Raw genomic sequence first — 21,606 nt, 5'->3', positions numbered from 1 at the left:
TTATTAATACCTTCTAAGAAGTATCCAGCATTACACTTAGATAGATATTGGGGAAATAAGTAAGTCGATTGAAGTCCTTTAGGATTATTTTAGATTGAGAATGAATTATAGAATAAGGAAGCTCTTAAACAACTGAGGAATAGGAGTGTAGAAAAAATATTAAGATAACTGGTGACTGGATATTGATTTTTAAGCCTAATACCATTGCTACAAGGTCGAAGATTAAACGTTAGGAGGCTTTGGATTTTATATATGGGCAGAAAGTAGCAATGCCAAGTAACTATATCTAGAAAGGTATTTGAGCTTCCATGCTAGGGCAAATTATTTTTATAATATTTGGAATAACTTATTTTTTATAGATCGGGCTATTGTGGTTAAAAACATCATTGTTATAAGGACCACAGAGAACTTAACCGATAGCCTTGCCAAGACTTTTGACAAGTGATATTACTCAAATACTAAATGACTTATAAAAACTGAAACCCTATAAGTAAAAGAACAGTAAGATGTGCTTGGACTTAAGAAGCTTAGGATTGAAGAATATAAGCTTTTAGTGTCTAGATAATAAAACTTCTTTTAAAATTAAAATCGCTTAAAATGAAAAATATAAAGAGATAATTTGCATAAAAACTTAAAAACTGAAATGTTTATTTTCGTAGAAAAAGGAGAGGTAAAATCCTCCTTTTTTAATTTCTTCCATTATACATACTTAAATTTATCTCCGTCAAAAATCCGTCAAAAATTATATGTTATTCTTTTTTATTTCATGTGTATTATTTAATTTCATAATTTGCAAAAGGTGTATTTTATGCTATAATGGTTAGGCAATGTTTCTTGGGACCCATTGTAAAAAATATCAAGGAGTGTAAAATGAAAAATAATTTGGATACTAATTTTTTAGTAAAATCCGCAATCGTTGCAGCTTTGTATGCTGTGCTTACTTTATTGTTGCCTATGGCATCATATGGACCAATCCAACTAAGATTTAGTGAAATTATGGTTCTTCTTGTATTTTATAACAAGAGATTCATACCAGGTCTTGTGTTAGGATGTGCTATAGCCAACTTGTTTTCACCAATGGCAGCGTTTGATGTGGTGTTTGGAACCTTATCATCATATATTGCTTTCCGTCTTATCTTAAAGAGTAAGACTTTATTTAAGGCATCTTTATGGCCAGTACTGATGGTGATTGTGCCTGCTTTGGGAACATATTTTATTTTAGCAAATGATGCTGTATTATTTATTATGATTCTCGAGTTTATGGCAAGCGAATTTATTATGGTAAGTATTATAGGTGTTTTAATATTTAAAATGCTTGAAAAGAATGATGGTTTTATGAAATATATTAGAGAATTTTAAAAGACTCCCTTCTATCGTGTAGATAGAGGGGAGTCGTTAATTACATTTCTTTTTCTTTTGCTTCTTCTTGTCTTTGTTTTTTGTTGAATTCTTCTTTTGTGAGTATGTCAACAATATTTACTTTAACAGCTTTAACGTTGATACCTGTTAGGTTTTTTACTTCGTTTTTGATAGCTTTATCTAGATTTCTGAATACTTCTTCGGCTCTCTTGCCGTATTCAAGGATGATTCCTGCTTCTACAACAGAATCTTTGTCAGCTTGATTTATAGAAATACCAGATGTAGATTGTTCATCAGATGAAAAAGAACTTGTTAAGTTATCAAAGAATCCACCTTGTAAGTCCAGAACACCGTCTACGTTATCTACAACTTTTTTTGTGATTTTAGCTAGAACCTTATCGCTAACTACATATTCGCTAACTTCGCCAGCAAAATTTTCATTATTATAACTTTCAGTCATTTTGTTCTCCTTATAAATTTATTTTCGCTTACTATTAAATATATACCCACTTATTAAATTTTATTGAGTTTATCGATAACTTTTTCTATCTCCTCGATTTTTTGTCTTATATCTTCCTCATCATCACTATTTAAAGACTGGTATACGCAGTGTTCTAGATGGGCTTGGAGGACTTCTTTATTTATATTTTTAAGAATAGAGATTGAAGCCATAATTTGATTTGATATATCTATACAATACCTATCATCTTCAATCATTTTAATTAAACCGTCGATTTGCCCACCGACGGTTTTAAGTTTCCTGATAGTTTTTTTCTTATCAGCATGCATTATTTGTATTCGATACCCTTGTATTCGTAGCCAGCTTCGCTAATTGCCTTTGAGATTTCATTTTCATCTACTGATCCGAAAAACTCAACATTAGCTTCTTTATTTTCAAGATCAACATTAACTTGTTTTATTCCTGCAACAGCTTCTAGGGCTTCTGTAACGTGTTTTGCACAATTTTGACAGCTCATTCCATCAACTTTTACAATCATTTTATTTAATTCACTCATTTTATTCTCCTTTATTAATTTATTTTCTTCTTTACTTTCTTCACTTTCTTCTTCAGGCTTAAAGTTCCTAAGTCTTAGTGAGTTAAGGCATACAAAGACTGAGGAAATACTCATTGCCAAGGCCGCAAACATTGGGTTTAAGGTTACACCATATCTAGGGTAGAGGATGCCTGCTGCAACTGGTATAAGGATAATATTATAGAAAAACGCCCAAAAGAGATTTTCCTTTATTATCTTTATAGTCTTACTAGATAATCTTATCGAATTTACTATATCCAATAGGGAATTCTTAATCAGTACTACATCAGCTGAGTCTATCGCTATGTCAGTTCCACTACCGATAGCTATACCGATATCAGATCTTGCTAGAGCAGGTGCATCGTTTATACCGTCTCCGACCATCGCTACCTTTTTACCCGATTCTTGAAGTTTTCTTACAACTTTATCCTTATCTTGTGGAAGGACCTCTGCATATTTTTCATCTATATCCAGTTTTTTTCTAATGGCTTCGGCTGTTTTCTCATTATCTCCAGTTAGCATTATTATATGGTAGCCCATTGCTTTTAATTTTTCTATTGCCTTAATAGAACTATCCTTTGCTAAGTCTTGAACTGCTATTAGGCCTAAGACCTTATTTTCATTGGCGAAATACATGGATGTTTTTCCTTCTTCGGAATAGGCTATAGACTTATCTTCAAAGCCTTCTACAGAAATATTTTTTTCATTCATAAGTCTAATATTTCCGGCATAATAAATTTTTCCATCTATTTTTGCTTCAAGTCCCATTCCTGTTATAGAATGAAAATCTGTGATTTCTCTAGGACTTATGTTTTCATCATTAGCATATTCTACTATCGAATTACTCAAAGGATGTTCGGAAGCTTCCTCGATGCTTCTTGCAATAGAAATAAATTCTGCTTCATCCATTTTCGTGTAGACATCAGTTACTACAGGCTTACCTTCTGTAATAGTTCCAGTCTTATCTAGAAGGATGGAATCAATTTTATGAAGGTTCTCGAGGCTTTCAGCATTTTTAAACAGAAGTCCTAACTCTGCCGACTTGCCTGTTGCGACCATTATAGCCATTGGAGTAGCAAGACCCAAGGCACATGGACAAGAGATTACAAGAACAGCAATCATAAGATTTAATGCGAATTCAAAATCTTTTGTAATATAAGCCCATATAGCAAAAGTTAAAATTGCAATAACTATTACCACTGGAACAAAAATTGCTGCTATCTTATCAGCCAATCTTGCAATTGGAGCTTTAGTTTCATTTGCTTCATTAACAAGACTTATAATTTGTGAAATGGTTGTATTTTCACCAACTCTTTTGGCCCTAAATTGAAAAGAGCCTTGCTTGTTTATACTTGCAGATATTACTTCGTCGCCAGGATTTTTATTTACTGGAATGCTTTCGCCAGTAATAGCAGATTGATCAACTAGGGAAGAGCCCTTTGTCACAACCCCATCAACTGGAATTGCCTCTCCTGGTCTTACAATTATAGTATCACCTATTTTAATATCCTCGATGGATACTTCAAATTCCTTACCATCTTTAATCACCCTAGCTGTTTTTGGGGCAAGTTCCATAAGATGTTTCAGAGATGATTTGGTCTCACCCTTACTCCTTGCTTCAAAATATTTACCTAAAGTAATCAAAGTTAGGATAGTTGCACTTGATTCGAAATAGATATTGTGCCTATAATGATCTAAAACTTGGTTGTCGTTTATTCCTAAAGCATAAGACATTCTCATTATGGCAAATATACCAAATATAGTAGCAGCACTTGCTCCTAGGGCAACAAGCGTATCCATGTTAGGCGCTTTATTAACTAGTCCCTTGAAGCCTGATACAAAAAATTTGCGATTTACAAAAATTACAGGTAAGGCTAGCAAAAATTGAACAAAAGCATTATTTACTGCTCCAGTTCGACCTTCTAGAAAACCAGGTATAGGAAGATTAATCATTGGCCCCATTGATATATACATCAGTGGGATCAAAAACAAGAAAGAAATTTTCAATCTACTTATTGTAGACATTTCTTCGCTTTCCTTTAGTGTTACATCGTTTGATCTGTCTTTATCTTTAAGACTTGCTCCATAACCAATTTTCTCTACTGCCTTTATAATATCGTCATTATTAATCTTATCAGAATCGTAATCAACAATCATAGATTCACTAATGAGATTGACATTAACATCATTAACTCCTAATTTTTGAACCGCTTTTTGGACATTAGCCTGACAAGAAGCACAAGTCATTCCGCTAATATCGAATCGTTCTTTCATATTACCTCCTTAACACCCATAGGGGGTGTCATTAATATTATAACTTTTGTGGCATTCATGTCAAGGTGAAAGAAAAGTCTTTACAAGAAAGGCTATGTAATGTTATAGTATATTAAAGGGGTAAGCATGGAAAGATTAAAAATAAATTTCAAAGGTAGGGTCCAAGGAGTCGGATTTAGATTTCACTCTTTAAGGATTGCTACTGATCTAAATTTAACAGGAAGCGTTAAGAATCTCTACGATGGAAGTGTAGAAGTTTACGTACAAGGAGCTACTGAAAATATTGATGCATTCATAAGGGAACTAGACAATCAGAGGTTTGTAAGGATAGAATCCAAAGACATAAGCAAGATAGATATAAAGGATGATGAAAAATCTTTTGAAATTTTGTACTAGCTATGGCAAGATTATAATTTTGGGTATATAGTAAATCTATGAGTTTTAAAAGTAAAGTAATAAAAAATATAGCAAAATTAATTAGATTTTCTTTAAAGATTACAAATCATAAGGCTACCTCCTTACCAGGATATGTTGCTTATAAACTTGATAAAGAGATACTTAAAGAATTATCCAAGAATACAAAATTTATATTTGTTACAGGAACGAATGGTAAGACCATGACTACTCATTTTTTGACCAATATATTAAGACAGCACTATGAAAATGTTTTTACTAATGATTCTGGTTCTAATATGGTCCAAGGAATTATCACGTCTTTACTGGATAATCCGCCAAATGAGGATACTGTTGCGGTCCTCGAAGTAGATGAGGCAAATCTTTCTAGAATAGGCAAGTTCCTCAAGGCAGATTATGTTGTATTCACCAATGTATTCAGGGATCAAATGGATAGGTTTGGTGAAATCTACAATATTTTCGACAAGATGATGGAAGGAATGGAGGAGATGCCTGATGCTACTATAGTAGCTAATGGAGATCTTCCGATTTTCGCTTATGATAAGATGGACTCCTACAAAAAAGTTTATTATGGAATAAGAGATAAGAGAGATGTTCATGAGGACTATAGTTTAGATGCGGAACTAAATTCCGATGGGATACTTTGCCCAAAGTGTAATAGTGTTCTTAAGTATAGGCTCGTTAATTACTCATCTCTGGGAGATTTTACTTGTCCTTCATGTGATTTTTCCTCTAAGAAATTAAAATATTGTATTGATAATCTAGAAAAATTAGAAAGTGACCATTCAACTTTTAAAATAGCAAATGAAGAATATGAAATATCAGTTGGTGGCTTATATAATATTTATAATGCTTTAGCCTCACTTGCTGTTGCTAAAGAGCTAGGATTAACTTATGAGGAAATATATAGGGGACTTAAGTCCCAAAAGAATGTATTTGGCAGACAAGAAAATATAAAGATAGCTGATAAGAATGTAATAATTAATCTTGTAAAAAATCCTACTGGACTTAATCAAATAATAGAATTGATGCTTTTAAATAAAAGTGATATAAGTCTCGTTTGTTTGTTAAATGACAATTATGCAGATGGACTAGATGTAAGCTGGATATACGATTCTCACTACGAGAAATTAAAAGAGATGGATATTAAGGATGTTTATGTTTCTGGCAAGAGATCTTCTGATATGAAAAGAAGACTAGAGATAGCAGAGATTTATGAAGGAGATATAAAAGAATTTGATTATGAGAAGGAAATAGTCGATGTAATAGAAAACGCCAAGACCGATAATGTATATATCTTATCAACTTACACAGCTATGCTAAGGTTAAGAGAGGTATTAGAATTATCATGATTGTTAATATTGCACATCTTTATGGAAACTTATTAAACACATATGGCGACGTGGGTAATGTAATGGCTTTTGCTCACGAGGCTAGAAAAAAGGGATTTGAAACTAATATTGAAGTAGTAAGCCTTGGAGATGATTTTGATTACAAAAAGTATGATTTTGTATTTTTTGGAGGTGGTCAGGATTATGAGCAAAGTATAGTGCAAAAAGATTTGCTTAAAAAAAGGGATGCTATAGTAGAATACATTGAAAATAATGGTATACTATTAGCTATATGTGGCGGTTATCAATTGTTAGGTCAGTACTATTACGACGCCTACAATAATAAAATAGAAGGTCTTAAGATTTTTGACCACTACACAATAAACCAGGAAGATAAAAATAGATTTACTGGTAATATAAAAATTCAATCGGCCTTTGATGAAAAATCAATCTATAAAGGATTTGAAAACCATGGCGGTATAACATTTTTGGGAGAAGGTCAAGAGCCTTTTGCATATGTCTTGGAAGGTAATGGCAATAATGGTAAAGACAAGAGCGAAGGATTTAGATATAAAAACACTATAGGTACTTACCTTCATGGACCATTACTTGCTAGAAACAACAATTTATGCGAAAGCTTAATTGATATATTAATTAATAGGAGAGGCAAATGAAAGAAAATAAATTAAGAAACAAAGAAATAGATGAGTTTTTTGAAGCAGTATTAATGCTTGAAGATATTGAGCAATGTTATGATTTCTTCACAGATATTTGTACAGCTAGAGAAATCCAATCAATAGCACAAAGACTACATGTTGCAAAACTTCTTAAGATTAGAAAAACATACAGTGTAATCGAAGAAGAAACAGGAGCATCAACTGCTACAATTTCTAGAGTAAACAGATCATTAAATTATGGATCTAACGGCTATGATATTGTATTGGAAAGGCTTATCGAAAAGAATTTAAAAGAAGAAAAAAGCAAAGAGTAAGGATAACTTACTCTTTTATTTTTATGGTATAATGTGATAGATGGAAGGACGTGAAATATGAACTTAGATGGATTAAATAAAATGCAAAGAAAGGCAGTACTTCATGACGAAGGACCTCTGTTAGTTCTTGCAGGAGCAGGATCTGGCAAAACTAGGGTACTTACAACGAGTATTGCCTATCTTATTGAGGAAAAAAATATTGATCCGAGAAATATAATAGCTATAACATTTACCAATAAAGCTGCAAATGAAATGAAAGAAAGAATCTCAAAACTCCTTGGTATGGATGTATCACATCTTTGGATTGGGACATTTCACTCAATTTGCGCAAGAATTCTGAGAATGAATATCGATAAAATTGGTTATGATAGAAATTTTACTATTTATGATACAAGTGATCAGAAGACCTTAATCAAAGAGATAATTAATGAACTTGGATATAAGGACGATATTGCTCCAAGAGATGCGCTTAATGTGATATCATCCGCCAAGAATAAGTCTTTGGATCCAGATGAATTTCTAAAACTAAATACTTACTATAGCAAGGGCGACATCTATTATGAAATCTATAAAAAATATGAAGAGAAGAAGTTTTACTACAACGCATTGGATTTTGATGATTTAATAGACAAAGTTTTATATCTTTTTGTTAGAAGCAAAGAAACATTAGACTTTTACCAAAAGAAATTTGAGTATGTATTTGTAGATGAATACCAGGATACCAATAACAGCCAGTACGAGCTAATTAAATATTTTGCGGGTTTTCATAACAATGTCACAGTTGTAGGTGATGCTGATCAGTCTATCTATAGCTTCAGAGGAGCGAATATTTCAAATATACTTAACTTCGAAAAAGACTTTAAGGATGCTGAAACAATAAAGCTAGAACAAAATTATAGGTCAACAAAAAACATCCTAGAAACTGCAAATCTTCTAATAGAAAATAATTCTGAAAGGAAAGATAAAGAGCTTTGGACTGAAAATAAGGGCGGAGATAGGGTCATATATAAGGCGAATTCTGTAGAAAGCGAAGAAGCTAAGTTTGTCCTTGATAATATAAAAAGCCTGATGCAAGAAGGCTATGATGCCAAGGATTTTGCTATTCTTTATAGGACTAACGCCCAATCACGACCATTCGAAGAGATTTTGATGAAGAACTTATTAGACTACAAGGTAGTTGGTGGACTTAAGTTCTATGATAGGAAAGAAATAAAAGATTTGGTATCTTATCTAAAGATTTTAGTTAATCCAAAAGATGACCTATCGCTAAAAAGAATCATTAATGAGCCTAAAAGAGGAATTGGTAATAAATCCATTGAAGAGTTGCAAAGAGTAGCTAATTTGCATAATATTGCCATTCTAGACTTAATTACAGATGATAGTTTCAATACCTTGATATCAGATAGGATTAAGAAGTCTACTGAGAAGTTTTATTTACCATTAAGGGAAATATTTGATAATGTAGATAATTACAAAATAGTTGATCTTATTGAAGATGTATTAGACAAAAGTGGCTACATGAAATCTCTAGAGTCATCATATTCAGTTGAAGATAGGGCAAGGATAGATAATATAAACGAGTTTATATCATCAGCATCGGAATATCAGGAAAATAATCCAGAGGACAATATTTACGATTATCTCGAAAATTTATCCTTGCTATCAGATTTGGATAAGACAGAAAGTACAGATAATTCGATTTCATTAATGACAATGCATGCTGCAAAAGGTCTAGAGTTTCCAGTAGTATTTGTAGTTGGTCTTGATGAGGGACTATTTCCAGGAAAAAGAAGCATAGATGAAGGAAATATTGAAGAAGAGAGAAGACTTTTCTATGTGGCCATAACAAGAGCCCAGGAGAAACTATTTCTATCAAGTGCTGAGGCAAGGAGGAATTATGGCAAACCTGTATTTTACAAGCCATCTAGGTTTATAGATGAAATAATTGATAACATCAAGGTCGAAGAAAAGATTAGTTCGTATGGTTATTCATCAAGAGAATACGAAAAGACCATGGCTGAAGATTACATGAGAGAAAAAACCAGGCAGTCAGTCTTAGGTAAAAAATTAAACAAAACCAGTGCAAGTGACGATGAATATAAGGTAGGGGATAGGATAGTACATGCTAAGTGGGGTAGCGGTATGGTCGTCCAGATTAAAAAACAAGATAAGGGTAATGAGCTTGTCGTTGCTTTTGATGAAAAAGGTCTTAAAAAACTTAACCAAGACTACGCTCCAATAGAGAAGGTTTGATATGGATAAGAGAGAGAAAATAGATAAATTAATAGAAAAAATAGAGAATTTAAACTACCACTATTATACTTTGGATGAGCCTCTAGTTTCTGATGGAGAATATGATCAAATCTATGATGAACTTAGAAAACTCGAAGAGGAAACAGGCTATGTTAGAGATGATTCTCCCACCCAAGTAGTCGGAGGAGAAATACTTGATAAGTTTGAAAAGCATTTTCATATAACTAAGCTCTTATCTCAAAACAAGGCACAGACTCACGAAGAGCTCGAAGCTTGGATTGATAGGTGTAATAGATTAAGAGATGACTATAATATAAATCACGATGATAAATTAGCTGAGCTTGAATATATAATGGAGTATAAATTCGATGGTCTAACAGTAAACTTAACCTACAATAATGGTAATTTAGTAAATGCTGCGACTAGGGGTAATGGAATCATCGGAGAAGAAATTTCTCCTCAGGTTAGAACTATTAGATCAATTCCTAATAGAATTAAAGAGAAGTCTTTACTAGAAATACAAGGCGAAGCACTAATGCCCTTATCAGAACTAACTCGTTACAATGAGGAAAATGAATTGCAGCTAAAGAATGCTAGAAATGCTGCGGCAGGAGCACTTAGAAATCTAAACACCAAAGAAACTGCAAAAAGGAAGCTTACAGCCTACTTCTATTCTATACCAACTAATAACCTAGATTTTGCTACTGAAGAAGATATGTTGGAATTTCTAAAAGAACAGGGATTATTAATTCATCCTTACCATAAAAAAGTTCATAATCTAGAAGAAATGCTAGCAGAACTTGATTTTATAGAGGAAGAAAGAAAAAATATAGATATTCTAACTGATGGCGTAGTTATTAAGATCAATGATAAAAGAACTCAAGAAGTCTTAGGCTCAACAAACAAATTTCCTCGTTGGTCAATAGCTTATAAATTCGAGGCAGAAGAATATACCACGACATTAAGGGAAGTTGTTTGGAATGTAGGAAGAAGTGGAAAAGTAACTCCTAGTGCAATACTAGATCCAGTTGAATTTTCTGGGGCTACAGTAAGTCGAGCCACCCTAAACAATTATGATGATATTATTAGGAAAAAAGTAAGAATCGGATCTAAGGTATTCATCAGAAGATCGAATGATGTAATCCCTGAAATCCTAGGGGTTGTAGATGAGAATCAAGAAGGAACGAAAGAGATAGAAAAGCCTAGCAAATGCCCATATTGCGGCAGCGAGTTAATTCAAGGCAATGTCCACATAATTTGTCCTAATTCTATTTCATGTAAACCACAACTTCTTGCGAGAATGGAGCATTTCACCTCAAGAAATGCAATGGATATAGAAGGACTTTCTGAAAAAACTATAGCCCAACTAATGGAAGAGTTAGATATAAATGAAGTAGATGATATATATGATCTTAGCTATGACGATTTAATCAATTTAGATAGATTCGGAGATAAGAAAACGAAAAATCTTTTAAATGCCATAGAAGCAAGTAAAAAGGTTGATCTTGATAATTTTATCTATGCAATAGGAATACCAAATGTAGGTGAAAGAACATCTAGAGATTTAGCCAACAAGTTTAAGAGTTTTGATGCTTTAAGACACGCTAGCCTTGAAGAGCTTTCAGATATTGATGATATAGGTGAAATTACAGCACAAAATATAATCGAATACTTTAGAGATCCTAATATTAGCAAATCGATCGATAATTTATTGAAAAAAGGTATAGAAATATCCGAAGTAAAAGCAGATAATAATAGTGATAGCTTAAATGACATGACTTTTGTTATTACTGGAACTATAGATAATTATAAAAGAGATGACATAAAGAAACTTTTGGAAAGTAACGGAGCTAAGGTTACTGGATCAGTTTCAAAGAATACGGATGTTGTTTTAGCTGGTGAAAAATCTGGTTCAAAGAAAGATAAGGCTAAGAATTTAGGAATAGAAATTTATGAGAATGATAAATTATATGATTTCTTGAAAGAATTGGAAGGAATGTAATATGAATACACAAGAAGTAGAAAAAATATACAGGCTTGCTAATCTAAGTTTAGAAGGAAAAGACACTGACTTACTAGCAAATAAGTTCAATACAGTTATAGATTTTATCGAAGATATCTTTACCATTGATACAGATGAAGTTAATATGACTGAACTTATACCAAATCACAAGGCAATCTTTAGGGAAGATGAAGCTAAAGAATCCATAACTAGAGATGAGGCTTTGGCTAACGCTAAAGATACAGAATTTGGTTATTTTAGACTTGATTGGAAATTATAGGAGCTATAATGAATATAGAAAAATTAATCGAAGATTATAAAAACGGAAATCTAAGTGTTGAAGATAATATTTTAACAACCTTAGATAAAATAGAAAACGACGAATTGAATGCTTATATAAGTATTGACCGTGAAGGCTCAATAGAAAGAGCTAAAAAGTTAGATGAAAAACTAAAAAATGGTTATGAGATAGGATCTCTATTTGGAGTGCCTGTAGCAGTTAAGGATAATATATCCTATGACCAAATGAAAATGACCTGTGCTTCCAAAATGCTAGAAAACTTCAAGCCAGTATACAACGCAAGTGTTGTAGAAAATCTATTAAAAGAAGATGCTATTATAGTAGCTAAAACTAACATGGATGAGTTTGCTATGGGCGGTAGGGGCAAGACCTCATACTTTGGACCTACAAAAAATCCTCTTGATAATAAGAGAGTTCCTGGTGGTTCATCGTCAGGATCTGCGGCAGCAGTAGCTAAGGGCGATGTCCTAATAGCTCTTGGAACAGATACAGGTGGGTCTGTAAGATGTCCTGCATCATACTGTAATATTCTAGGATACAAACCAACTTATTCAATAATGAGTAGGTATGGTGTAGTTTCTATGGCAAACACCCTAGATCAAGTTTCTTTATTCTCTAAAAATATCGAAGATATGCGAGTATTGGCCAATACAACTGCATCCCATGATCCAAAAGATATGACTTCTAATTTAGAAAAATATGAGTACTCATACGAAGATTATGACTTTAAAGGTAAAAAGATTGGATTTATAAAGACCGAGTCAAGCCTTTATGAAGGAATTGAAGAAGAAGTAAAGAAAGATTACCAAAAAGCCTTGGATATTTTACAGTCTTTAGGAGCTGAACTTTTCCCTATAGATTTGGATTATGCTAAATATGCAAATCCAGTATATAACGTTGTAATGAGCTCTGAAGTATCATCAAATATGAGTAGGTTTGATGGTGTAAGATTTGGTTACCAGGCAGATGATTATGAAAGTGTAGAAGAGCTTTTCGTAAAAAGCAGATCTGAGGGCCTAGGGGAAGAGGTTCAAAGAAGAATCGCTCTTGGAACTATGTATTTATCATCAAATGATAATCAAAAAATTTATAAGCAAGGACTTAAATTGAGAAGTCTTATTAAAGACGAATTAGAAGAAGTATTCGAAGAAATTGACTTATTGATAACACCAACCACAACGAATCTACCACCATACTTGACAGATGATGAGCATGACCCTTTAAGCGATTTTAGGGCAGATGGTTTCAATGTAATTGTAAACCTTGCTGGGATGTGTGGTCTTTCCCTACCAATTAGAGAGGGAATATCTGGATCAGTACAATTTATAGCAAATAGATTTGAAGATAACAAGTTAATCAATGCAGGCGAGAAATTTTTAAGGAGTATAAATGAAAACTAAAACAATTATTGGATTAGAAATTCACGTGGAGCTAGCCACTGAGACGAAGATGTTTTGCTCCTGTAAAAACGAGTTCGGACAAGTGCCTAATACAAATGTATGTCCAATATGTCTAGGACATCCAGGAACTCTTCCTCAAATGAATGAAAGGGCAGTTGAGTTTGCTGTTATGGCTGGTCTTGCCTTTAACTGTGACATAAGACGTGACCAAAAGATGGACAGGAAAAAATACTTCTATCCAGATCTTGTGAAGGGATATCAAATAACTCAATTTGATAAGCCTTATGCAACAAATGGTTACCTAACTTTAGAGTCAGGTAAAAATATTAGAATTGCTGAAATCCACATGGAAGAAGATACAGGTAAGTCAAATCATGATGAAAATAATGCGACCCTTATGGACTACAACAGAGCAGGTGTACCACTTATAGAAATAGTAAGTGAACCTGATATGTCTTCACCAGATGAAGCTAGGGAGTATGTCGAAACTCTTGCTTCTACCTTAAGATTTTTAGGAGTATCAGACTGTATCATGGCTCAAGGTTCTATGCGTGTTGATGTTAATATCAATATCGAAAACTTAGAAAATGGACAAAGAACTGCCATAGCTGAGATTAAGAACATCAACTCTATTAAGGCTATAGAAAACGCTCTAGCTTTTGAGGAAAAAAGACAAATCGCCCTTCTTGAAGAAGGAGAAGTTGGAGTTAAAGAAACAAGAAGATGGGATGATGAATTATCAGAAACAGTTCATATGAGAAATAAAGAAGTTGGAAACGACTATAGATTCTCCGCAGAAGGTGACATTCCTCTGATTGAGCTTTCTGACGATTTCATAAACCACGTTAAAGAAAATCTACCAGAACTGCCAGGTCAAAAAGAAGCGAGATATATCAAGGAACTTTCGCTTAGCAAGTATGACGCGAATTTATTAGCTAATGATAGAGAACTTGCTGACCTATTTGAAAAAACCAATTCTATAGTCAATGATCCTAATACATGTGCAAACTGGATTCTATCAGAGTTATCCAGAAGATTAAACGAGTTTGAAGAAAGTCCTTCAGAGATGAAACTTTCAGTTGAAAACTTTTCTAAGCTAATTCTTTTGGCAAAGGAAAATAAGGTAAATAATAATGTTGCCAAAAAGATTCTAAGGGAAATCTACGAATCTAACGAAGACCCAGAAAAATTAGCTGAAGAAAGAAACTTACTTCAAATATCAGATTCATCCTTCCTAGAAGAAGTAGTAGATGAGGTTTTAAATGAAAATCCTGATTCCGTAGAAGACATTAGGGGAGGAAAGGATAGAGCTTTCGGCTTCTTAGTTGGACAAGCAATGAAGAAAACTAAGGGAAAAGGAAACCCTCAAGAAATCAATAAACTACTAAGAGAAAAGATAGGAGAATAGAGCTAATATGCCATAAGAGAGCTTGCTATATAGTAAGCTCTAATCCTTATGGATTGATTCAAGATAGCTCTTTTATAGAATGAATATATTAATTAAAAATACACAACTTCTTACAATGGAAGATGAAGAAATAAAAACCGCGAATATTTATATAGAAGATGATAAGATTTCCTATATAGGAAGTAGGGAAGATTTTAAAAGTGATAGGGTTATAGATGGAAAAAACTTTCTAACAATGCCTGGATTTGTGAATGCTCATACTCATGTTGCTATGACACTTTTTAGAAACTATGGTCCCGAGACAGATTTGATGACTTGGCTTAACGATTACATATGGCCACTTGAAGATAAGCTTAAGGCAGAGGATGTCTACTATGGATCAAAACTTGCTCTCTTAGAGATGATTAAGGCAGGGACAACTAGCTTTGCAGACATGTATTTTTTCTGCGAGGAAACGGCAAAAGCTTGCAAGGAAATGAATATTAGATCGCAAATTTCTAGAGGGTTGGCGATTCCAGATCATGGTTTTTCAAAAATCAAGGAAAATATAGATCTTGCTAATAAATATAGAGAAGATAAGCTTATAGATATAGGACTAGGTCCTCATGCAGTTTATACTTCTGATCTAGATTATTTAAAAAAAATATCTGACTATGCTCAAGAATACAAGTTACCTATTCATATCCACTTATCAGAGACAAAAAAAGAAAATGAAGATTGCTATAAAAATTATAAGATGAGCCCTACTGAGCTTTTTGATAAGGCAGGTATCTTTAAAAATAGAACAATAGCTGCTCATGGAGTATATTTATCCGATAATGATTTGGACATTATAAAGGAAAATAATGTAAGCGTTGTACACAATCCAAGCTCTAATTTGAAACTGTCATCAGGCTTTTTAGACCTAGCCAGATTAATCGACAAGGGAATTAATGTATGCTTAGGTACTGATTCTGCTTCAAGTAACAATAAGCTCTCAATTCTAAGAGAGATGGAAGTATCAATGCTTGTCTCAAAACTTTATTCAAGTAGACCGATAAGTTACATAGAAATGCTACAGATGGCAACGGTTAATGGAGCAAAGGCCTTAGGTTTTGATAAAGTAGGAATGATTAAAGAATCCTATAAAGCTGATCTAATAATGATTGATATCAATAATGAAAACCACACACCCCACAATGATATCCTATCGTCCTTGTGCTTTTCTACTTATGAATCTGATATAAAAAATGTTATTATAGGTGGTAATATTGTATATAGAGATGGAAAGTTTAATAATGACGATAGCGAAAATATAATATTAAAAACAAAAAGACAATTCGAAGATCTTAAGGCTAGATAATGCTTGGAATAGACTTAGTTAGTATAAATAAATTTAAGGAAAAATCTAATATCTTAAAGATATTTACAGAAAAAGAATTAGATCATGCAAGCCAAAGTAAAAATTTTGTTATGAGTCTTTCTGGAATATTTGCGGCAAAAGAAGCCACTATTAAGGCTTATGGTTTTAATCTATCTTATATTATAAATAGGAGAATCGAAATAAGATACAGGGATAGAAAGCCATGTGTTCTCTTAGATGGATTTTTCTTAACGGATAATATAAGCATAAGCCATGATGGGGACTATGCTCTTGCTGTATGTGAGTCAAACTTAGAAAATGTTTATGTAGATGAGTATTTCAAAAAAATATTTCCTAAAAGAAAGAAGGATACTCACAAGGGAGATTACGGCAAAATCGCTATACTAGGTGGAAGTTCTGGTATGAGTGGTTCTGTATATCTTTCTTCCATGGCTGCCCTAAGAACTGGCGCTGGACTAGTATATAATATCGTTCCTAAGTCTATTAGCAATATTCTTCAAATAAAAACTAATGAGCAGATAATTTTGCCACTAGACTCTTTTAATATTATTAATAACGAAGAGAATCTAAGAAAAATAAATTATTATCTAAAAGATAAGGATATATTAGCTATAGGTCCGGGGATGGGCCAAGATGATTCATTAAATTCATTAATTAATAGCATATTTAAAGACTTTAGTGGTAAAATACTTATAGATGCAGATGGATTAAATGCTATTAGCAGCGATATCAAGATATTAAAAAACCACAAAAATCTTGTATTAACGCCTCATATTATGGAGTTCTCTAGACTTACGAAATTAAGCCTTGATCAAATTAATTCTGATAGAATAGGTCTTGCTAAAAAATTTGCTAGGGATAAGGGAGTAATTCTTGTATTAAAATCTGAGGAAACAATAGTTACTGATGGATTTAGGATCTATATAAATAAAATCGGAAATCCTGGAATGGCTACTGCAGGAAGTGGGGATGTATTATCTGGAGTAATATCTGCTTTATTACATAGGTTGGATAACTACGAGGCGGCTTGTCTTGGTGTCTACATCCAATCGTTAGCAGGAGATCTTGCATCAAAAGACTTATGCGAAGATTCAATAATAGCATCTGACATTGTTAACCATATTCCAGGTGCTATGAAATTATTGGGGTAGGAATGTTTACTAATTATATTGAAGTTGATATAGATAAAATACAGAGAAATATCGAAAATATAAAAAAAATATCTAAAAATAAAAATATCTGTGCTGTAGTCAAGGCAAATGCTTATGGATTGGGAGCAACTGTTATTGCTAAATACATAGAAAACCAAGTATCATATTTTGCTGTTGCTAATTTCCTTGAAGCTAAAAACCTAAGAATTGCTGGCATTACAAAACCTATAATGATATTGGGTTTTGTCAGCGTTGAAGAAGCAAATGAATGCGTGGATTATGACATTGAAATTCCAATTTATGACTTATCCTATGCGGAAAGGATAAATAAGAGTATAGTTGGGGATTTAAAGGTTCACATAGCCTTAGATACCGGCCATTCCCGCCTAGGATTTAGAGAATTTGAATTTGATAGAATTATTAAGCTAAAACAACTAGAAAGATTAAAAATAAAGGGAGCTTTCAGCCACTTTTCTACAGCAGATGAAGAAGATAAGACTTTCACCCAAGAGCAATATGAAAAGTTCGAAAGAATAAGAAAGAAGCTAGATGATCAATTTAATATTGAGATATTTCATATAGCAAATTCAGCAGCATCTATTTATCATGATCTTATCTCTGATATGGATAGGATTGGAATTGCTATGTATGGTATCTATCCTTCCGATTATTTGAGAGAAAGAAAAGATATTAGACTTGAACAGGCTTTTTTATTAAAAAGCAGGGTATCTTTCGTAAAGGAGATCAACGAAGGTGACTCAGTTAGTTATGGCAGGGCTTTCAAAGCGAAAAGTAGAATGAAGATTGCGACAATTCCTATAGGCTATGCTGATGGATATTTTAGAGCTTTTTCCAATATTGGGGAAGTACTAATAAATGGTAAGATTTCCAAAGTCTGTGGTAGGGTCTGTATGGATCAGATCATGGTCGATGTAAGCGATATCGACTGTAAAATAGAAGATGAGGTGATACTATACCCAGACATTTACGAAGAAGCTAATAAGATTGTAACAATACCTTATGAATTAATGACATCATTTGATATGAGATTAACTAGAGTTTATGTAAAAGATGGAAGTATTGTTCATATAGATAATTATTTAGGAGAACTCTATGAAAATTAAAAGAGGTGATCTTTTTTATGCTGACTTATCTCCTGTTGTAGGAAGTGAGCAGGGAGGTGTGAGGCCCGTTATTGTTGTACAAAATAATGTAGGTAATAAATATTCACCAACTATTATAGTTGCTCCCGTTACTAGTCAGCTTAATAAGGCCAAGCTTCCCACCCATGTTAGACTAAAGGGTAACGAGTTCGGACTTCCCAAAAATAGTGTAGCATTGATGGAGCAGCTTAGAACAATTGATAAGAAAAGATTAAGAGAAAAAATAGGTAGCTTTAATCACGATATAATGCTAAAAATAGATGAAGCAATGGCCATATCATTAGATTTAGTAGATAACTAAACTTACTTAATACATAAAAGAGCTGTTTAAGAAGGAAAATTTTTCTTATTTATTAGAAGCAAATTTCTTTCTTATTAACAGCTCTGTTTAAATACAATATTTACTTATCTTCGACAATCATTCTCGCCAAAACATCAGGATTACCACAACCTGTTGTGAGGACTAAGTCGTCTTTTTTAATTTCCTTGTAAATATAATCTCTACAATCTTCAAACTTACCAATATACTTCGCATTTATTCCTTTTTTTACCAAAGCATCAACAACATCTTTTGAATGAATACTTGGATCAAACTTTTCTCTTGCAGCATAAATATCTGTTATAATCACTTCATCACTAGAATCGAAGCAAGTCAAGAAGTCGTCAAACAATGCCTTGGTCCTACTGTAGGTGTGAGGTTGCCATACACAAATAAGACGGCCTTTAGTATGCTCTTTTAAGGCGTCTAGGGTAACTTTAATCTCTGATGGATGGTGGCCGTAATCAGTCATTATCGTCGCATCATCAACTTCACCTATGATTTGCATTCTTCTATCGAGCCCTTCGTACTTAAGGATATTCTTTCTAATAGTTTCAATATCTATGCCATTTTCATATGTGGCGATGATTGAAGCCATAGCATTATTGATATTATGTCTTCCTATAACACCTAATTCGAAATGTTCAACGTCACCATTTCTCATTCTTAAGTCAAAGTTTGGTCTACCGATTTCGTCAAACTTTATATTGAAAGCACAATAGTCGGCTTCATCGTTTTCTTGTGCATAAGTTATTAACTTTCCCTTTACAGAATCAAAAATCAACCTATTGTTTTCTTCATTTAAGTTTGTAATAGTCATTGAGTTTTCATCTTGGTTAGATAGGTACTCTCTAAATGTATCTACAATATCGTCTAGATCCTTGTAATAGTCTAGGTGGTCTTCGTCAATATTTAATATTATTAATGTTTGTGGATAGTAATATCTGATATTTCCCTTATATTCACAAGCCTCAGTTACTAAGTATTCTTCACTACCAACCCTAACATTACCCTTCATTTCATCTAATTCACCACCTAGCAGGATAGTAGCGTCTTTATCAGAGTGCATTAAAATCTTAGAAATCATAGAAGTTGTGGTAGACTTACCGTGAGATCCAGATACTGCAATAGAATTTTTATAATTTCTCATCAATGCACCAAGAAATACACCTCTTGTTACAACTGGAACATTAAGTTTTTTTGCAGCTATTAATTCTTCGTTATCATCTAAGATTGCGTCCGTATATATTACTAGGTCAGGATTAGTAATATTTTCTTTCTTTTGTCCTATTGATATCTTAACTCCAAGTTCTCTTAGATGATTGATAATTTTACTATCTGACCTATCAGAACCAGAAACCTCATAACCTTTAGCCAAAAGCAATTGGGCTAGTCCACTCATTGATATGCCGCCAACTCCAATAAAATGAATGTATTTATAATCATGTCTATCTAAATCAAATTTAAACATATATTCTCCTTAGTTATTATCTACACCGTATGGGTGTTTTTATTATACCATATTTATATAATAAAGTGAGTCAAGTGATATTAATAATTGATTAGAACTTAGCTAAAAGTATATTAATAGCAAAGGAGAGAATATGAAATATGTAATAGGAAATGACCATGGAGGTCTTGATTTAGAAGAAGTAGTAAAGGATGAATTAGAAAAGCTTGGGCATGAGGTTTATCATGTAGGAGCTTATGATAGTGAGTCTGTAGATTATAGCGATTATGCAAAAAAGGCTTGTACCGAGGTGATTGAAGGAAGAGCTGATTTTGCTATCTTAATTTGTGGTACTGGACTTGGTATGAGTATCTCAGCAAATAAGATTCAGGGTATTAGGGCAGCGTGCGTTTCTGAAGCTTACTCAGCAAGGATGAGTAGGGCTCATAATAATGCTAATACCCTATGTATGGGAGCTCGCGTCATAGGCTCTGAAACATGTAGAATGATTGTAGATGAATTTGTCAATACTAAATTTGAAGGCGGAAGACATCAACGAAGAGTAGATAAAATTATGGATATAGAAAAATCCAATAAAGCTTAGGAGTCTTGTTTTAAATTTTCATAAAAAATGTTATTATATAAGTGAGAATATTTTAAAGGAGATAAATTTGAGTATACCTACACCACACATATCAGCAACAAGTGCTGATCAAATTGCAAAGACAGTTTTGATGCCAGGAGATCCTCTTAGAGCAAAATATATTGCGGATAATTTCTTAACGGATGTTACTCAGTTTAATGAAACTCGAGGAATGCTTGGATATACAGGTTACTATAAGGGAAAAAGAGTTTCTGTTATGGGAAGTGGAATGGGAATTCCATCATCAATGATTTATTACAACGAATTATTTCAATTCTATGACGTAGATACTATTATTAGAGTAGGAACAGCAGGATCTATGCAAAAAGATGTGAAACTACACGATATTGTAATTGCATCAGCAGCATGTTCTGAATCATCTATTAATGATAATTTATTTGGAAATATACATTTTTCATCAACACCAGATTTCGACTTATTATTACAAGCCTATGAAAAATCAAATGAATTAGGCTATACTACCCACTGCGGACAAGTCCATTCATCAGATCAATTTTACAATGATATGCCAAAAGAAGTTTTTGAGAATCTTCAAAAATATGGCGTTTTATGTGTAGAAATGGAATCATATGGTCTATTTATGGCCGCTAGGAAACATGGCAAGAGAGGCCTTGGAATATTTACAATTAGTGATTCTATGGTTGAAAACGTAGCTGATAGTGCTGAAAATAGACAAACATCGTACACAAATATGATGGAACTTGCTCTTGAAGTTGCACCGGAATAATA

The 21,606-nt window shown here is 33.1% G+C and carries 20 protein-coding genes; 16 read left to right on the top strand and 4 right to left on the bottom strand.

Going from position 1 to position 21,606, the window contains the following annotated elements; translation table 11 throughout:
* The first annotated feature begins 870 nt into the window (after positions 1 to 870).
* Positions 871 to 1,359 (top strand): QueT transporter family protein, encoded by a 489-nt coding sequence (locus APRE_RS05055; protein WP_015777921.1) that lies wholly within the window; start codon positions 871 to 873, stop codon positions 1,357 to 1,359.
* Positions 1,360 to 1,399: 40 nt separating this feature from the next.
* On the opposite strand, the gene APRE_RS05050 is transcribed toward APRE_RS05055, so the two are convergent.
* From APRE_RS05050 to APRE_RS05040, 3 genes are read right to left on the bottom strand one after another with little or no spacing between them, the layout of a single operon-like run.
* Positions 1,400 to 1,819 carry an Asp23/Gls24 family envelope stress response protein gene (locus APRE_RS05050; RefSeq protein WP_015777920.1) on the bottom strand — a complete coding sequence of 140 codons (420 nt, stop codon included), beginning with the start codon at positions 1,817 to 1,819 and terminating at the stop codon, positions 1,400 to 1,402.
* A 53-nt stretch (positions 1,820 to 1,872) separates the two neighbouring features.
* Entirely contained in the window at positions 1,873 to 2,148 is a 276-nt protein-coding gene (locus APRE_RS05045; RefSeq protein WP_015777919.1) for a metal-sensing transcriptional repressor, read from the bottom strand.
* Positions 2,148 to 4,667, bottom strand: coding sequence for a heavy metal translocating P-type ATPase (locus tag APRE_RS05040; RefSeq protein WP_015777918.1), 2,520 nt, complete (start codon positions 4,665 to 4,667; stop codon positions 2,148 to 2,150). The genes APRE_RS05045 and APRE_RS05040 overlap by 1 nt, the downstream gene beginning before the upstream one ends.
* A 126-nt stretch (positions 4,668 to 4,793) precedes the next feature.
* Here APRE_RS05040 and APRE_RS05035 point away from each other — a divergent pair, with 126 nt between their 5' ends.
* The 13 genes from APRE_RS05035 to APRE_RS04975 all read left to right on the top strand — a co-directional run bounded on the left by APRE_RS05035 (position 4,794) and on the right by APRE_RS04975 (position 18,745).
* Positions 4,794 to 5,063 carry an acylphosphatase gene (locus APRE_RS05035; protein ID WP_015777917.1) on the top strand — a complete coding sequence of 90 codons (270 nt, stop codon included), beginning with the start codon at positions 4,794 to 4,796 and terminating at the stop codon, positions 5,061 to 5,063.
* Between the two features lie 38 nt (positions 5,064 to 5,101).
* Complete coding sequence (locus tag APRE_RS05030; RefSeq protein ID WP_015777916.1) at positions 5,102 to 6,433, top strand: Mur ligase family protein; 1,332 nt, start codon at positions 5,102 to 5,104, stop codon at positions 6,431 to 6,433.
* The gene (locus tag APRE_RS05025; RefSeq protein ID WP_015777915.1) at positions 6,430 to 7,086 is read left to right on the top strand and encodes a type 1 glutamine amidotransferase; all 657 of its coding nucleotides are present in this window, start codon (positions 6,430 to 6,432) and stop codon (positions 7,084 to 7,086) included. The genes APRE_RS05030 and APRE_RS05025 overlap by 4 nt, the downstream gene beginning before the upstream one ends.
* Positions 7,083 to 7,403, top strand: coding sequence for a YerC/YecD family TrpR-related protein (locus APRE_RS05020; RefSeq protein ID WP_015777914.1), 321 nt, complete (start codon positions 7,083 to 7,085; stop codon positions 7,401 to 7,403). Before APRE_RS05025 ends, APRE_RS05020 begins: the two co-directional genes overlap by 4 nt.
* Positions 7,404 to 7,460: 57 nt before the next feature.
* Positions 7,461 to 9,656 carry an ATP-dependent helicase gene (locus tag APRE_RS05015; RefSeq protein WP_015777913.1) on the top strand — a complete coding sequence of 732 codons (2,196 nt, stop codon included), beginning with the start codon at positions 7,461 to 7,463 and terminating at the stop codon, positions 9,654 to 9,656.
* A gap of 1 nt (position 9,657) precedes the next feature.
* Positions 9,658 to 11,658, top strand: coding sequence for an NAD-dependent DNA ligase LigA (gene ligA, locus APRE_RS05010; protein ID WP_015777912.1), 2,001 nt, complete (start codon positions 9,658 to 9,660; stop codon positions 11,656 to 11,658).
* Between the two features lies 1 nt (position 11,659).
* Complete coding sequence (gene gatC, locus APRE_RS05005; RefSeq protein WP_015777911.1) at positions 11,660 to 11,938, top strand: Asp-tRNA(Asn)/Glu-tRNA(Gln) amidotransferase subunit GatC; 279 nt, start codon at positions 11,660 to 11,662, stop codon at positions 11,936 to 11,938.
* Positions 11,939 to 11,946: 8 nt separating this feature from the next.
* On the top strand, positions 11,947 to 13,359 hold the full coding sequence (gene gatA, locus APRE_RS05000) for an Asp-tRNA(Asn)/Glu-tRNA(Gln) amidotransferase subunit GatA (RefSeq protein WP_015777910.1): 1,413 nt from the start codon (positions 11,947 to 11,949) through the stop codon (positions 13,357 to 13,359).
* Positions 13,349 to 14,767: an Asp-tRNA(Asn)/Glu-tRNA(Gln) amidotransferase subunit GatB gene (gatB, locus tag APRE_RS04995; RefSeq protein ID WP_015777909.1), complete on the top strand. Its 1,419-nt coding sequence runs from the start codon at positions 13,349 to 13,351 to the stop codon at positions 14,765 to 14,767. The genes gatA and gatB overlap by 11 nt, the downstream gene beginning before the upstream one ends.
* A gap of 79 nt (positions 14,768 to 14,846) precedes the next feature.
* The gene (locus tag APRE_RS04990; RefSeq protein WP_015777908.1) at positions 14,847 to 16,109 is read left to right on the top strand and encodes an amidohydrolase family protein; all 1,263 of its coding nucleotides are present in this window, start codon (positions 14,847 to 14,849) and stop codon (positions 16,107 to 16,109) included.
* Entirely contained in the window at positions 16,109 to 17,281 is a 1,173-nt protein-coding gene (locus APRE_RS04985) for an NAD(P)H-hydrate dehydratase (protein WP_015777907.1), read from the top strand. The genes APRE_RS04990 and APRE_RS04985 overlap by 1 nt, the downstream gene beginning before the upstream one ends.
* Before the next feature lie 2 nt (positions 17,282 to 17,283).
* Positions 17,284 to 18,405 (top strand): alanine racemase, encoded by a 1,122-nt coding sequence (gene alr, locus APRE_RS04980; RefSeq protein ID WP_015777906.1) that lies wholly within the window; start codon positions 17,284 to 17,286, stop codon positions 18,403 to 18,405.
* Positions 18,395 to 18,745 carry a type II toxin-antitoxin system PemK/MazF family toxin gene (locus APRE_RS04975; protein ID WP_015777905.1) on the top strand — a complete coding sequence of 117 codons (351 nt, stop codon included), beginning with the start codon at positions 18,395 to 18,397 and terminating at the stop codon, positions 18,743 to 18,745. The genes alr and APRE_RS04975 overlap by 11 nt, the downstream gene beginning before the upstream one ends.
* 100 nt (positions 18,746 to 18,845) lie before the next feature.
* Here the strand turns inward: APRE_RS04975 and murC are convergent, their stop codons facing one another.
* Entirely contained in the window at positions 18,846 to 20,234 is a 1,389-nt protein-coding gene (gene murC, locus APRE_RS04970; protein WP_015777904.1) for a UDP-N-acetylmuramate--L-alanine ligase, read from the bottom strand.
* Positions 20,235 to 20,367: 133 nt separating this feature from the next.
* On the opposite strand from murC, the gene rpiB reads away from it, so the two are divergent.
* Together rpiB and deoD are read left to right on the top strand one after the other, a co-directional pair.
* Positions 20,368 to 20,817: a ribose 5-phosphate isomerase B gene (gene rpiB, locus APRE_RS04965; protein ID WP_015777903.1), complete on the top strand. Its 450-nt coding sequence runs from the start codon at positions 20,368 to 20,370 to the stop codon at positions 20,815 to 20,817.
* Between the two features lie 67 nt (positions 20,818 to 20,884).
* Positions 20,885 to 21,604, top strand: coding sequence for a purine-nucleoside phosphorylase (deoD, locus tag APRE_RS04960; RefSeq protein ID WP_015777902.1), 720 nt, complete (start codon positions 20,885 to 20,887; stop codon positions 21,602 to 21,604).
* The last annotated feature ends 2 nt before the right edge of the window (positions 21,605 to 21,606 follow it).

The organism is Anaerococcus prevotii DSM 20548 (assembly GCF_000024105.1).
GTDB lineage: Bacteria > Bacillota > Clostridia > Tissierellales > Peptoniphilaceae > Anaerococcus > Anaerococcus prevotii.
This window is presented reverse-complemented; position numbering and strand designations above follow the sequence as displayed.